The organism is Pseudomonas sp. ACN8, from assembly GCF_002303925.1.
Taxonomy (GTDB): Bacteria; Pseudomonadota; Gammaproteobacteria; order Pseudomonadales; family Pseudomonadaceae; genus Aquipseudomonas.
On sequence record NZ_MRCS01000006.1, the window covers coordinates 23101 to 37941 of the forward strand.

Annotated in this window: 12 protein-coding genes; 9 read left to right on the forward strand and 3 right to left on the reverse strand. The window is 62.0% G+C overall.

The window, feature by feature from the left end; translation table 11 throughout:
* Positions 1-267 precede the first annotated feature (267 nt).
* From BSF44_RS04830 to BSF44_RS04845, 4 genes are read left to right on the forward strand one after another with little or no spacing between them, the layout of a single operon-like run.
* Positions 268-2172, forward strand: a complete 1905-nt coding sequence (locus BSF44_RS04830) for a sigma-54-dependent Fis family transcriptional regulator (protein WP_095942509.1) — start codon at positions 268-270, stop codon at positions 2170-2172.
* Positions 2172-3890: an ABC transporter ATP-binding protein gene (locus BSF44_RS04835; RefSeq protein WP_095942510.1), complete on the forward strand. Its 1719-nt coding sequence runs from the start codon at positions 2172-2174 to the stop codon at positions 3888-3890. Before BSF44_RS04830 ends, BSF44_RS04835 begins: the two co-directional genes overlap by 1 nt.
* On the forward strand, positions 3880-4557 hold the full coding sequence (locus BSF44_RS04840; protein ID WP_095942511.1) for a S8 family serine peptidase: 678 nt from the start codon (positions 3880-3882) through the stop codon (positions 4555-4557). The genes BSF44_RS04835 and BSF44_RS04840 overlap by 11 nt, the downstream gene beginning before the upstream one ends.
* Positions 4554-5849 carry an NAD(P)/FAD-dependent oxidoreductase gene (locus BSF44_RS04845; RefSeq protein WP_095942512.1) on the forward strand — a complete coding sequence of 432 codons (1296 nt, stop codon included), beginning with the start codon at positions 4554-4556 and terminating at the stop codon, positions 5847-5849. Before BSF44_RS04840 ends, BSF44_RS04845 begins: the two co-directional genes overlap by 4 nt.
* Before the next feature lie 112 nt (positions 5850-5961).
* Here BSF44_RS04845 and BSF44_RS04850 read toward each other — a convergent pair whose 3' ends face one another.
* The gene (locus BSF44_RS04850; protein ID WP_095942513.1) at positions 5962-7452 is read right to left on the reverse strand and encodes an aldehyde dehydrogenase; all 1491 of its coding nucleotides are present in this window, start codon (positions 7450-7452) and stop codon (positions 5962-5964) included.
* Positions 7453-7977: 525 nt separating this feature from the next.
* Here BSF44_RS04850 and peaA point away from each other — a divergent pair.
* The 4 genes from peaA to peaD all read left to right on the forward strand — a co-directional run bounded on the left by peaA (position 7978) and on the right by peaD (position 12535).
* Positions 7978-9558 (forward strand): quinohemoprotein amine dehydrogenase subunit alpha, encoded by a 1581-nt coding sequence (peaA, locus tag BSF44_RS04855; protein ID WP_095942514.1) that lies wholly within the window; start codon positions 7978-7980, stop codon positions 9556-9558.
* Positions 9559-9639: 81 nt separating this feature from the next.
* Entirely contained in the window at positions 9640-11070 is a 1431-nt protein-coding gene (gene peaB, locus BSF44_RS04860) for a quinohemoprotein amine dehydrogenase maturation protein (RefSeq protein WP_095942515.1), read from the forward strand.
* A 1-nt stretch (position 11071) separates the two neighbouring features.
* Complete coding sequence (qhpC, locus tag BSF44_RS04865; protein ID WP_008016081.1) at positions 11072-11395, forward strand: quinohemoprotein amine dehydrogenase subunit gamma; 324 nt, start codon at positions 11072-11074, stop codon at positions 11393-11395.
* A 21-nt stretch (positions 11396-11416) separates the two neighbouring features.
* The gene (peaD, locus tag BSF44_RS04870; protein ID WP_095942516.1) at positions 11417-12535 is read left to right on the forward strand and encodes a quinohemoprotein amine dehydrogenase subunit beta; all 1119 of its coding nucleotides are present in this window, start codon (positions 11417-11419) and stop codon (positions 12533-12535) included.
* 152 nt (positions 12536-12687) lie between these two features.
* Here the strand turns inward: peaD and BSF44_RS04875 are convergent, their stop codons facing one another.
* A complete protein-coding gene (locus BSF44_RS04875; RefSeq protein WP_095942596.1) occupies positions 12688-13089 on the reverse strand; it encodes a lysozyme inhibitor LprI family protein in 402 nt (133 codons plus the stop codon).
* 278 nt (positions 13090-13367) lie between these two features.
* Here BSF44_RS04875 and BSF44_RS04880 point away from each other — a divergent pair, with 278 nt between their 5' ends.
* Positions 13368-13856, forward strand: coding sequence for an SRPBCC family protein (locus tag BSF44_RS04880; protein WP_095942517.1), 489 nt, complete (start codon positions 13368-13370; stop codon positions 13854-13856).
* 285 nt (positions 13857-14141) lie between these two features.
* On the opposite strand, the gene inhA is transcribed toward BSF44_RS04880, so the two are convergent.
* A complete protein-coding gene (gene inhA, locus BSF44_RS04885) occupies positions 14142-14828 on the reverse strand; it encodes an isonitrile hydratase (RefSeq protein ID WP_095942518.1) in 687 nt (228 codons plus the stop codon).
* Positions 14829-14841 lie beyond the last annotated feature (13 nt).

Consider the following 14841-nt stretch of genomic DNA (forward strand, 5'->3'; position numbering starts at 1 on the left):
GGACGCCGCATTTTCAGTTTTTGCATTTAGTCCTCGGCTTGTCGAAGTTCACAGGTGAATACTCCGCCCACAGTGACTGAGTTGAGTCGTAGATTTGTGGGCGACGCTGAACCTGTGGGAGCTAGCCTGCTCGCGAAGAACGATGACACGGTCCACCTGACGGAACACAAGCGCCCTACGGCACTTGCCATAGCCCTGACGTTAACGTAAAGATTGCTCCAGGGCGCCGACGTATCAAGGCGCAGGGCTGATGACCCGGAGCGCTTGATGACGCCAATAAAAACAAACTCCCCCAAACTGCATCGCGAAGCCCGGCTGGCCCGGGAGAAGCTGCACCTGGAAGGTGAAGTGCCGGATGGCGTCCTGCGAGCGGAAATCGATGCCTCGTGGCGGCGCAGCCTGAGCCATGGCGTGCATTTCAATGCCAAGCATGAGCTGGCGCTGGAGTCGAGTGCCAGCCTCGACGTGTTGCTGGCCAGCAATCGCTTGCTGATCGACGCCGCGCTGCCGGCCATCGATTACCTGGCCGAGCGTCAGGGCAAGGAAGGGCTGATCATCCTCGCCAACTCCGACGCCACCATCCTCGCCGTCGAAGGTCGCGCCGACCGCCTCAAGGGTAGTGGTCTGCAGGACATCACCCTCGGTGCGTGCTGGAGCGAAGCGGTTCGCGGCACCAACGCCCTCGGCACGGCACTGGTGGAAGCCCGGCCGACCCTGATCGATTGCGGCGAACATTATCTGGATCGCCTCAGTGATTTTTCCTGCACGTCGGTGCCGATCCATTGCCCCCAGGGGGACATTCTTGGCGTCCTCGACCTGACCCGCGAAGGTCCCCTCGGCCGCGCCCACGACAGCACCGCGCTGCTGGCCATGGCCGTCAGCCAGATCGAAAGCCGGGTGTTCAACGCCAGCTATCCGGACGAAATCGTCCTGGCCTTCCACAGCCGCAGGCAATACCTGGAATCCCCGTGGCAAGGCCTGCTGGCCGTGAGTCTTGGCGGACAGATCCTGGCGGTCAGCGCCCAGGCCTGCCAGTTGCTCCACGCCGAGCGCTCGGCCCTGGTCGGTCGACGCTGCGAAGAGTTTCTCGGCGTCGACGGCCTGCAGTTGTTGGCGCGTCTGCATCAGGGCGGGGCCGGCAGCCTGCAAACCGCCAAGGGTGAATTCTTCTACAAGACCCTGCGCGCGCCGCAACGCTCGATCAACGTCAGCAGCCCACCGCGCACAGCAGCGAAACCGGCCAAGGCGCAACCGGATCTGGAAGCGCTGGCCGGCAGCAATACGCGCTACGCCCGTGCCTTGCGCATGGCCCGTCAAGGCCTGGCCAATGAGTTGCCGGTCTTGCTGCTGGGTGAAACAGGCACCGGTAAGGAGGTCATCGCCCGCGCCCTGCACATGGCCGGAAGCCGCTGCGACAAACCCTTCGTGGCGGTGAACTGCGCGGCCATTCCCGAAGGCCTGATCGAGTCCGAACTGTTCGGCTACCGCGAGGGTGCATTCACCGGTTCACGCCGGGGCGGCATGGTCGGGCGCTTGCAGCAGGCCCATGGCGGCACCCTGTTCCTCGATGAAATCGGCGACATGCCACTGGCCTTGCAGGCCCGACTCTTGCGGGTGTTGCAGGATCGCAAGGTCGCGCCCCTGGGCGCTGGCGAAGAGCAGGACATCGACGTCGCGCTGATCTGCGCCACCCACCGCGACCTCAAGCGTCTGGTGGAGGAAAAACACTTTCGCGAGGACCTGTTCTACCGGGTCAATGGCATCAGTGTGATGCTCCCGGCCCTGCGCGAACGCGAAGATTTCGGCGCGCTGGTGAGTCGCATGCTGACGATACTGGGCGCCCCCACCGTGGTCCTGCACGACGATTTCGATCGCTTGCTCAGTGGCTATCACTGGCCCGGCAACATCCGCCAACTGGAGATGGTCCTGCGCACCGCGCTGGCCATGCGCGAACCGGGTGACACCGTGCTGACTCTCGATCACTTGCCCGACAGCATGCTCGACGAGTTGACCGCCAGCGAACGGCCCCAGGCCGGCAGCATCCGGGAAAACGAACTGGAGCTGATCCGTCAGTCCCTGGACACGCATCAGGGCAATGTCTCGGCCGCCGCTGACGCTCTGGGCATCAGCCGCGCGACCCTGTATCGCAAGCTCAAACAGTTGCGTTCGTGATGCAGCGTTTTATCGTTCGGCTGATCGACAGCCAGAACCCCGAGGCCCTGCAAGCGTCACTGCGCTGGCTGTACGGCTTTGTGCGACCGCATCGACTGGCGATTGCCGGGCTGCTGGGCCTGTCGGTCTGCGCCTCGGCGCTGGTACTGGTGCAGCCGTGGCTGACCAAACTGCTGATCGACGATGGCCTGTTGGCGCGCAACTTCCCGATGCTGGTGTTGATCGCCGGTCTGATGATCGTGGCCGGGTTACTGGGCACGGCGCTCTCGGGGATCAACCGCTACCTGCACACGCGACTGTCCGGGCGCATGCTGTTTGCCCTGCGCGATGACTTGTACCGGCATTTGCAAACCCTGTCGCCGGGCTTTTACGGCCAGCGGCGCATCGGCGACCTGATGTCGCGCCTTGATGGCGACGTCGCGGAAATCCAGCGGTTTGCCGTGGACTCGCTGTTCTCGGCCGTGTCGAGCGTGATCGGCCTGGTGGTTGCCATCGCGATGCTGTTGACGCTGTCATGGAAACTCTCGCTGCTGGCCCTGGTGCTGATTCCCCTCGATGTCCTCTGGCTGCGCTGGATGCGGCGTAAGGTCGAGCGCGATGTGCGGCAGTTGCGCGAGCGTTCGGCGGACATGTCGTCGTTCATGGTAGAAACATTGCCGGTGATGAAATTCATCCAGTCCGCTGGCCAGCAACAGCGCGAAGCGCGGCGCCTCGAGACGCTGGGGCAGGGCTACATGAGCCAGTTGCTGCGCCTGCAGGTCACCGAGTTTTTCACCCAGGCCGTGCCCGGCACGCTGACCTCGCTGTCCCGGGGCTGCGCATTTTTGATCGGCGGTTACTGGGTGGTGCAGGGCACCTGGCAGCTCGGCGCGCTGATTGCGTTTTCCACTTACCTGGGGATGGCCGTGGGGCCGGTGCAGAGTTTGCTCGGGCTCTACGTCGCGATCCAGCGGATGACCGTCAGCCTCGGCCGGGTCATGGAGTTGCGCGGCGAACAACCGACCGTACTGACGCCCGTCACGCCACGTCCGATGCCCAATGGCGGCGATCTCTGGTTCGACAACGTGCACTTCGCCCATCCCGGCCGCCAATCGACCCTGCGCGGCATCGAGGCGCGGATCCCCTACGGTATGAAAGTGGCTCTCAGCGGCGGCTCGGGCGTGGGTAAATCCACCCTGATCGACCTGCTGCAACGTCATCACGATCCGCAGTCGGGCCGGGTACTGCTGGGCGATGTCGATCTGCGTGAACTGGATCTGTTCCAGCTGCGTCGACGCATCGCCATCGTCAGCCAGGACATCGTGCTGTTTCGCGGCAGCCTCGCCGACAACCTGGCCTACGCGGTGCCGGACGCCAGCCGCGAGGCGATTGGCGAAGTGGCGCGGCTGGCGCAACTCGACAGCCTGATCGAGTTGTTGCCCGAAGGCCTCGACAGCCCATTGGGCGAGCGGGGCCAGCAGTTGTCCGGCGGGCAGAAGCAACGCATCGCGATTGCCCGGGCGCTGTTGCAGGACCCATTGATTCTGGTGCTCGATGAAGCCACTTCTGCGGTGGATGAAGCCACCGAGCGCGAAGTCATCGACGCCATCGACCGCTTGTTCGCCGGGCGTACGCGCATCCTGATCAGCCATCGCCCTTCAACCCTGGCCGATGCCGATTTGCGCTTCGAACTGCTCGACGGCGTGCTGACTTCCAAAGCGGTGCTGCATGAAACCTGAGTTGCGCATGGGTGTGGTGGACAGCGGCCACTCGGCAGCACAACGGGTGCAGGTGATCGCGGGTCGGCGCTTTTCATTACTTGAAGACGGCCTGGCCGAGGGCGACTTGCGCGACGACCCGCTGGGGCATGGCAGCGCGGTGATCGAGGCGGTCGGCCGGCGTGCACCTTCGGCGCTGTTTTGCGTGGCCCAGGTGTTCGACCAGCGGGGTGTCACCAGCGCCTTGCAGATCGCTACGGCGATCGACTGGCTGCTGACGCAGAACGTGCGACTGATCAATCTGAGCCTTGGCCTGCGCCAGGATCGCAGCCTGCTGCGCGCGGCCTGCGCGGCGGCGGTGGCGCGGGGCGTGCTGCTGTGTGCGTCGAGTCCGGCCCAGGGGGAAGGGGTGTTTCCGGCGAACTATCCGCAGGTGTTGCGGGTGACCGGCGATGCGCGGTGCGCCGAGCAGGAATGGTCGTGGCTCAACAGCGCCCAGGCAGATTTCGCCGCCTGTGTGCACGGTACCTACCCGGGGCAATCCGGGGCGAGCCTCGGATGTGCCGCCTTGAGCGGGCACATCGCCGGGTTCCTCGCCGAACAGCCCGGTGCCAGCAATGAGCAAGTCATCGAGTGGTTACGCGAGCATGCCCGTTATCGTGGCCCTGAACGGCGATTCGGGCCATGACCGACATCGTCGTTCTTGGCGCCGGACCGGCCGGTGCCGCCGTCGCACTGGGGCTACGGCGGCAGGGCCATGGCGTCACGCTGATCAGCGAATGGCGCCGGTTTGCCGCGCTCGAAGGGGTGTCGGTGCGGGTTCTGGAGGCCTTGCGCAGCGCGGGCCTGCATCAGGCGTTGACGGAGGCGGCGCTGCCTTCTCAGCGCCAGGTGAGCTGGAACGGCCAGCACCACGCGCAGAACATCGAATACTTGCTCGACCGTCCGGTTTTTGACCGAGGCCTGCGTGAGGATTTGCGTCTGGCGGGGGTCGAGCTGATCGAAGGCCGGGTGCTGACGGTTCAGTCATCGGCCAATGGTCATCGAATTGAAATCGACGGCCGCGGACCGTTGTTCACTCCGTTTCTGGTGGAAGCCCGCGGACGTCAGGCACCCGCTATCGGCAAAGGCTTGCGTGGGCCCGAGACGGTCAGCTTGCTCAATCGCTGGCAAGGTGCGCCTGGCGACACCGCCAGCGCCGTGGAAAGCCTTGAGGACGGCTGGGCATGGATGGCGCGGCGCGCCGACGGCCAGTGTTACTGGCAATGGACGGTGGACGTGACCAGCGCCGGGTTGCCGGGCAAGGCGCAATTGCTCGATTACTGCCGACAGCGCCGCCAGGGTTCGAAGCTGGCCGCCGAATTTTTTGCTGGTGAAGCGCAAGGTGATCTACAGCTGCACGCCCGCAGCAGTACGGCGATTCTGAGCCCGCAGGTGTGTGGCGAAAACTGGATTCGGGTCGGCGATGCGGCCATGGCGGTGGACCCGTTGTCGGGCAACGGCATCTTTCAGTCCTTGTCTTCGGCGTTGCAGGCGCCGGCGGTGATCAACACGCTGCTGTGCAAACCCGAACGGGCGGCTTTGGCCCAGCGTTTTCACCAGCAACGGGTGGCGCAATTGTTTTTGCGGTTTGCGCGGATCGGCCGGGATTTTTATGCCGATGAACAACGCTGGCCGGATCAGCCGTTCTGGCAGGCACGACGGAACTGGCCGGACGCCGAGGTGGCCCATGCCGAGGCGGATTTCAATGCGCTGAGGATCGAGCGGGCACCGGTGTTGCGTGATGGGCTGGTCGATGAGGCCGAGGTGGTGATCACGGCGGATCAGCCGCTGGGGATCTGGCATGTGCAGGGGGTTGAGGTGGCGGCGTTGGTGCGGCGGTTGCGCAGTGAACCGGCTGAGCAGGTGTTGGCCGGCTTAACCACTGAACAGGGAAGAATGGTCAGGAGTTGGTTATTGGCTCAGGGATTCAAACCCTGAGTTCTGGGTTGCCGGGGCGGGCCTCATCGCGAGCAGGCTCGCTCCTACAGGGGATTTGTATTCAACACAAAACCACTGTAGGAGCGAGCCTGCACGCGATGAGGCCGCCGAATCAGAGTTTGATCAACACCGACTTCAACTCAGTGTAATGCTCGATCGCCGCATACCCCATCTCACGCCCGACCCCGGACATCTTGTAGCCGCCGAACGGCAGCGCCGGGTCCAGGGCGCTGTGGCAGTTGACCCACACCGAGCCTGACTTGATGCGCGGAATCATCCGGTGTACCGCCGCCAGGTCATTGGACCAGATACTCGCGCCCAATCCATACGGACTGTCATTGGCCATGCGCAGCGCATCGGTCTCATCATCGAACGGAATCGCCACCAGCACCGGCCCGAAAATTTCTTCCTGCACCAGTGAATGCTTCTGATCGACATCGACAATCACCGTCGGCTTGACGAAGAACCCCGGGCCGAACTGTTCACCGCCGCAGGCGATGGTCGCGCCGCTTTCCCGGCCCTTTTCGATGTAGCCGTAGACGCGCTCTTGCTGGCGCGCCGAGATCAAGGGTCCCATGTCGACGCTCGGGTCCAGACCGTTGCCCAGTTTCATGGCGTTGGCGATGTCGCTGATGTCCGCCACCACATTGTCGAAGTGCTTGCGCTGTACATACAACCGCGAGCCTGCGCAGCAGACCTGGCCCTGGTTGAAGAAAATCGCGCTGGCGGCCCCCACTGCGGCGGTTTTCAGGTCGGCGTCAGCCATGACGATGGTCGGCGATTTGCCGCCCAGCTCCAGGGTGACCCGGGTCATGGAATCCATGGCGATCTTGCCGATCTGCTTGCCCACGGCGGTGGAGCCGGTGAAGGTCAGCTTGTCCACCCGCGGGTTGTGGGTCAGGGCCGAGCCGGCGGTGATGCCGGTACCGGTGACCACGTTGAACACGCCTTCGGGATAACCGGCCTCCAGCACCAGTTCGGCGAGTTTCAGTGCGGTCAGCGGGGTTTCGTCGGCGGGTTTGAGCACCACCGTGCAACCGGTGGCCAGGGCCGGACCGAGTTTCCAGCAGGCCAGCAACAGCGGGAAGTTCCAGGCAACGATGGCGCCGACCACGCCCACCGCTTCGCGTCGGATGAAACTGTGGAACTGGTCGTTGGGCATCAGCGGTGCCGACACGTCAACCGTAGAACCTTCGATCTTGGTCGCCCAACCGGCCATGTAGCGCAGGAAATCGATGGACAGTTGCACGTCCATCACTTGGGCGACCGCCGCGCTTTTACCGTTGTTCAGGCATTCCAGTTGCGCCAGCAGCTCGGCGTCGCGCTGCATCAGGTCGGCGAGTTTCCACAGCAGGTTCTGCCGCTCCCGGGGGCGGGTGCGGGTCCAGGCCGAATCGTCGAACGCCTGGCGGGCGGCGAGCACCGCGCGGTCGACATCCTCCGGCGTTGCCCGTGGCACCACGCACAGCTCTTCTCCAGTGGCCGGGTTGTGCAGGGGCATGGTCTGGCCGTCGGCGGCCTCGACCCAGTCACCGCCGATGAGCATGCGCGGGGCACGCTGGATGAATGCCGAAGTGGCGGGAAGCAGGTTTGGGAGCGACATTGGCGAGGCCTCTTGTTGTTCGTGAGAACCGGGCTTTCGCAATGGCTGTGCCAGTTATGTTTTTTCGGCCAAAAGGCCCGATCCTGTGGGGCGACAGATATTTTCCGGGTGACCGTGAGATCGATAAACGTCGCAATTTGCGACGACGTGAGACGTCCCGAACACAATACCCTGTAGGAGCGAGCCTGCTCGCGATGGACTAAAGAGCACTGCGTTTAGCCGGTAAGCACGCGTAATCGTTAACGACCATCGCGAGCGGGCTCGCTCCTACAGAAAGCTATGCTTGTCTCAGGGTGAAACAGTTGTCGCGAAATTAAACGTGGAACACCGACGACACGATTGGCAAAACACCGGCCTCTATCGGCAAGTCATTGATTCATAGAATTATTCATAAGCTGGCACGCTCCGTGTATTGCTCATCTCAGACGTTTCTCTTGCCTCCGTCAGCGGATCAAAGCCGACGGCAGAAACCATAAAAACGATAAGCCACAACAATAAGAACGCACCGTGCGAGGTTCGACGTTGATGAAGAGAAAACTCCGATCGGGCATGAGCGCCAGCCTGCTGGCCGTAGCCGCTTGTATAGCGCTGCATTCGCCTCATAGCCTGGCAGCCCGCGACGCCCAGACCATCCTCAAGGAAACCTGTCAGGGTTGTCACACCCCCGAAGCCGATAATGCCCTCAGCCGCATCAGCCACCAGCGCAAAACGCCGGAAGGCTGGTTGATGAGCATCGCCCGCATGCAGACCATGCACGGTTTGCAGATCAGCGATGACGACCGTCGCACGCTGGTCAAGTACCTGGCCGACACCCAGGGCCTGGCGCCGAGCGAAACCGACGGCGTGCGCTATGCGCTGGAGCGCCGGCTCAATACCGTCGAGCAGTTCGACGACCCAACCCACCAGATGTGCGGCCGTTGCCACTCCGGTGCGCGGGTCGCCCTGCAACGGCGTCCGGCCCAGGAGTGGGAGCGCCTGGTGAACTTCCACCTCGGCCAATGGCCGTCGCTGGAATACCAGGCGCTGTCCCGGGACCGCGACTGGTTCGATATGGCCCGCAAGGAGATGGTGCCGCTGCTGGCCAAGCGTTATCCGCTGGACAACCCGGCCTGGAAAAAATGGCAGAGCGCGGCGCCGAAAGCCGAGGCCCTGGTGGGCGACTGGAGCTTCAGCGGCCACCTGCCGGGCAAGGGTGAGCTGGCCGGTGTCATGACCGTGAGTGCCGATGGCAGCGACATCTTCAAGGTCAGCGTCAAAGGCCAGTACGCCGACGGCAGCCCGTTCAATGGCGACGGCAGTGCGATTCTCTACACCGGCTACGAATGGCGCGGCAACGTGACCATCGATGGCGTGACCATGCGCCAGGTGTTCGCCGCCCAGGGCAATGCGATGCAGGGCCGGATGTTCGAGGCCGAGCACGACGAGCGCGGTCTGGACTTCGTCGCCGCCAAACAGGGTTCCCAGCGTTTGCTGGCAGTGCAGCCGGGTTACCTGAAGGCCGGCAGCGAAAGCGAAGTGACCCTGATCGGCAGTGGCCTGACTGGCAAGCCGGACTTTGGTAAAGGCGTGGAAGTGCTCGACGTGATCGAGCAGAGCCCTGAGCGGATCAAAGTCAAACTCAAGGCGGCAGCCAATGCTCAACCGGGCGTGCGCGCCGTCACCGTCGGTACGCTGAAAGGCCCGAGCCTGTCGGTGTACAGCAAGATCGCCTCGGTCAAGGTGGTGCCGGAATTCTCGGTGGCGCGGATCGGCGAGGGCGGTGGTTCGACGCCGAAAGTCCAGGGCCGTTTCGACGCGGAAGCCTGGGGCAAGGGCGCTGACGGCAAGCCATATCGCATCGGTGTGTTCCCGGCGCAGTGGAAAGTCGAAGCCTTCGACGACCGCGCCAGGGAAGACGAAGACGTCAAGTTCGCCGGCACCATGCAGGCCGACACCGGCGTGTTCACCCCGGGCGATGCCGGGCCGAACCCTGCACGCAAGATGTCCACCAACAATGCCGGCAACCTCAAGGTCATCGCCGCCGTCGACGACGCAGGGAAATCCCTGACCGGCGAAGGCCACATGATCGTGACCGTGCAACGCTGGAACAATCCACCCATTCCTTGATGTGCCTGGCGTTCAACGATTCAGACACTTTTCGGAATGACCGCAAGCCCCGCCAAGCGGGGCCTGCACAGGAGGTTGGCAATGGGCACTATCTTGAATCTGGTCGAACGTAACCTGCACGAAGTGCAGGTCGATGCCGACCGCATGCTGTTTCACATCCCCAGCAGTTCGCTGTTCGCCAGCGATGAACTGACGGGTACCATCATCGATACCTTGCGCGGGCCCGGTTGTTCTTCGGACGACCTGATCCAGCGCCTCGCCGCGCGTTTCAATGGCGAGGAAATCACCGAGACCCTGCGCGAGCTGATGGCCCTGGAGCTGGTCAGCGACGGCTCGCCACTGACCCCGGACATCGCCACCAAGCGCGTCGAGCGCACGGCGATCAATACCGTGGTGCTCAATGTCAACACCGGCTGCAACCTGAGCTGCACGTATTGCTACAAGGAAGACCTCGACAAGCCGTCGGCGGGCAAGAAGATGGACGTTGAAACGGCGATCGCCTCGGTGGAAATGCTGCTGCGCGAATCCCCGGACGAAGAGCGTTTCACCGTGGTGTTCTTCGGCGGCGAACCGCTGAGCAACCGCAAGCTGATCGAGTACATGGTCGACTACTGTGAGAAGCGTTTTCGCGAGGCGGGCAAGTTCGTCGAATTCGTCATGACCACTAACGCCACGCTGCTCACTGAAGAAACCGTGGACTACCTCAATGCCCACCGTTTCGGACTGTCAGTGAGTATCGACGGGCCGAAAACCGTGCACGACCGCAACCGCATCACCGTGGGCGGGCAGGGCACTTATGATGTGGTGCGACGCAAGGCCGAGATGCTGCTGTCGCGCTACAACAGCCGTCCCGTTGGCGCCCGGGTGACCCTGACTACCGGCGTGACCGACGTCGAAACCATCTGGGATCACCTGTTCAACGAACTGGGTTTTGCCGAAGTCGGCTTTGCCCCTGTGACCTCCGGCGACATCAGCAGCTTCAACCTCACCAGTGACGAACTGGTGCAGGTGTTCGCCAACATGAAGGCCCTCGGTCGTCGTTACCTGGAAGCGGCACTGGAGCACCGCAACATCGGTTTCTCCAACCTGCACCAGCTCATCACCGACATCCACGAAGGCCACAAGAAAGCCCTGCCATGCGGCGCGGGCCTGAAGATGCTGGCAGTGGATCACAAGGGCGAACTGAACCTGTGCCACCGCTTTACCGGTTCGAGCCTGCCGACCTTCGGCAACGTCCACAGCGGTGTGAAACAGGTGGAGTTGAACGACTTCCTGTCCCAGCGCCTGGATCGCACCAACACTGGCTGCGAAGACTGCCAGATCCGTAACCTGTGTTCCGGCGGCTGCTACCACGAGAGCTACGCCCGCTACGGCGACCCGACCCACCCGACCTATCACTACTGCGAACTGATGCGTGACTGGGTCGACTTCGGCATCGAGGTCTACACCCGGATCATGGCCAATAACCCTGCGTTCATCAGCAGTTACATCACTCCGCGCAAGGCTCACTGATATGAAACATCTCAAGGCAATCAATAACAAAGCGTTGAAGCTGGATCAGGCCGCGGACGAGAACCGCATTGAAGAAGTGGTGGCCATGAGCTCCGTGGCGGGCTGTGCCTCGACCACCGACCCGGGCTGGGAAATCGATGCGTTCGGCGGTGTGTCGTCGCTGTGCCAGCCGATGGAAGCCGACCTCTACGGTTGCTCCGACCCGTGCTGGTGGCCGGCCCAGGTGCCCGACATGATGAGCACCTACCCGGACTGGAACAAGGATGCCCAGGCGTCCAACGACAACTGGCGCAACCTCGGCACTGTCTTCCCCAAAGACAAGTGATCACAGAAGAAGGATTCCAGCATGCGTAACATCAAAGCCTGCGGCCTGGCCGCGTTCGCCGTCCTGAGCAGCTGTTCTGTCAGTGTTCTGGCCGATGAAAACACCGCGCTGCAAGTCGGTCACGAATACATGGTGACCACCAACTACCCGAACAACCTGCACGTGATCGACCTGGCCACCGACACCCTGTTCAAGACCTGCAAGATGCCCGACGCCTTCGGCCCCGGCACCGTGCAGCTGTCGCCGGACCGCAAGACCGCCTACGTGCTGAACAATCACTATGCGGATGTCTATGGAGTCGAACTGGACAACTGCAAGCAGGTGTTCCACGCCAGCATCACCCAGAAGCCGGGGGAAAAAGCCAAGTCGATGTTCGCCTTCACCCTCAGCCACGACGGCAAGGAGCTGTACACCGTCGCCAACCCGACGCTGATGATGAACGATCGCTACGAGGTGCAGCAGCCCCGGCTCGACGTGTACAAGACCGACGCCGGCATGGACGCCAAGCCTGTGCGCAGTTTTCCGGCACCGCGCCAGTTGACCATCATGCAGAGCGGTGATGACGGTACGCTGTACGTGGCCGGGGCCGATGTCTACAAGGTCAATGTGCAAACCGGCAAGTTCGACGTACTGATCCCCAGCCGTCACTGGAAGCGCCCGAACTACAGCGCGCCGGACGTGCTTTACGTGTGGAACCAGCAGACGTACCGGCATGACTTCTCGCTGCTGTACACCGCGGCGAAGTTCAAGGACAAGAAACAGGACCCGGCCACCGCCGAATACCTGTACGGCCTGTTCAGCGTCGACCTGAAAACCGGCAAGACCGAAACCACCGACTTCGGCCCTTTGACCGAAATCTACTTCAGCGGCATGCGCTCGCCCAAGGACCCGAACCTGATGTTTGGCGTGCTCAACCGCCTGGCCAAGTACGACATCAAACAGAAGAAAATGCTCCAGTCCGCCACGCTCGATCACTCGTATTACTGCATTTCCTTCAACAAGGACGGCAGCAAGATCTACCTGGCGGGGACCTTCAACGACGTGGCGATCTTTGATGCCGACAGCCTGAAGCAGACGGGCAGCATCAAGTTGCCGGGCGGGGACATGGCGATTACCACGGCGCAGGTTTTCGTCCGGTAATTGTGGCGTCTGAACTGACGCTATCGTCGGATCGCCGCCTGGATCAAGCTCGCTCCTACAGGGTTTCCGGTCAGGCACAAAATTTGTGGTCACCGAAAATCCACTGTAGGAGCGAGCCTGCTCGCGATGAAGCCCTTACATACACCAGAGATTCAAACCCCCGGCACCGGACACCCCAAATCCCCCTCCTGACACTTCAGGTAAGTCTTGAACATCTCTACCCGCGCCCTGGTCAATTCAGTTACACAATTGCTGTAGATCAGCGGATACACACTCCCGCCTTCCACCCCGGACGCCGAGAACTTGCACTCGGCATCACGGAACGCAACCCACGCCCGCTGCGCGCCCACCAACTGTTTCTTGCTGTCCGGGTTGCTCTTGAGTCGCGAAGTGATCTGCTGGTACAGCGTATTCAATTCCTTGTCGGCGGCCGCATTCTGCTGGGCAGCGCACTGGTTCATCGTCGCCTGGTTGCTGGCGTTGTCGCAGTCCACGGCGAACGCCATGGAGGTGAATAACAGGGGCGTCAGCGCCAAGAGTAAGCGTGGTTTCATGCTGGAGTACTCGTTATGACCTAATGAGAGGTGCATCGTAGCGCCGAGGGGCATAGGCAACCGCCGCGCGGGCTTTTCATGGCGCTATCCTTTTCGATGCTGTTTCGAGGCCGAACGTTAGCAGTTTCGCCCCCTTGATTTTGCGAAAACCCCAGAACTTATCAGCGCAATTGCGACCGAATATCTCAGGCATGTTTGATTGCCAATCCCGATTGGTACTACTTTAGGGTTGGTCTTGTGGTCTTACTGACCTACTGTTCAAGTACAGGAGGTGACTTATGAACCCAGCATCTGATCGCATCGAAAGGAAAGTCCTGCTCAAGGCCAAGCGTTCGCAGGTCTGGCGTGTGCTGGCCAATGCCGAAATGTTCGGACAGTGGTTTGGCGTGGCGCTGGAGGGCAAGCGTTTTGTGGCAGGCGAATGGACCCAGGGGCAGGTTACCTATCCCGGTTATGAGCATTTGCGCTGGAATGTACTGGTAGAACGGGTCGAGCCGGAGCGGCTGTTTTCGTTTCGCTGGCACCCGTACGCTGTGAAGCCTGAAGTCGATTACTCCCAGGAACCCACCACCCTGGTGAAATTCGAGCTCGAAGACATGGACAACGGCACGTTGCTCAAGGTCTCCGAATCCGGATTCGATCACATTCCCCAGGCCCGTCGCGAAAAGGCTTTCCGCATGGACAGTCGTGGCTGGGAAGAGCAAATGAACAATATCGAGCAGTTTTTGATCGAAAACGCCAAGTCCCACGAGCAACAGAGTGGCTGAAGCCGGCTCGAAACCTGAGGCGTCTAAGGGTTTTCGGAAGGGGGTTTATAGCGAATGTCTTACACGCGATGGTAGCGATATCGCCTGTTACAAATTGGATCCGAAGCGTATTCTGGCCTTACCCACTGAAGCACAGGATGTGCTCAGGATCATGGATGATCGACCATCTGCAAGGAACGCTACGACAAGGAGTCGTCATGGTCTTGGAAAAACCCGCTTCGGCGGGTTTTTTTTGCGCGCATGAAAAGTCGCGGCGGCAGGAACCGTGTTCCTGCCGCCGTTTTTTCACTGAAGGTCGAGTTTCGCCGCTGCGCGCTCGGTGATCTGCGCCCGCAGCTTCAACGAGACGGCAGCCCGCTGGCGAGCCTCTTCCAGCACACTGGCCGGGGCCGTCTCCGGGCTGCCCGCGGTAAACGGCGGGGCCGGGGCGTATTCCAGTTGCAGTTGCACCAGCTCGGCGGTGGCCTGGTCGAACAGCTCGGCGGCCAAGGTCAGGGCGAAGTCGATACCGGCGGTGATGCCGCCACCGGTCAGCAGATTGCCGTCGCGCACCACCCGGTCTTGCACCGCGATTGCGCCCAGCGGCTTGAGCAATTCGTGATACGCCCAGTGAGTGGTGGCGCGTTTGCCCTTGAGCAATCCCGCCGCGCCCAACACCAGCGCGCCGGTGCACACCGACGTGATGTAGCGGGCGTTGGCGGCCTGGGCCTTGAGAAAGTCCAGGGTCTGGTCATCCTCCATCAAGGGGCCGACGCCACTGCCACCGGGCACACAGATCACGTCCAGTGCCGGGCAATCGTCGAAGGTGGTGGTCGGTTTCAACAGCAGGCCGGTGCTGGCGGTGACCGGCATCAGGTCTTTCCAGATCAGATGCACTTTCACGTCCGGCAGCGAGGCCAGTACGTCATAAGGGCCGGTCAGGTCCAGTTGTTGAACCTGTGGAAACAACAGAAAACCGATCTGCAACGTCATGGTGTTCTTTCTC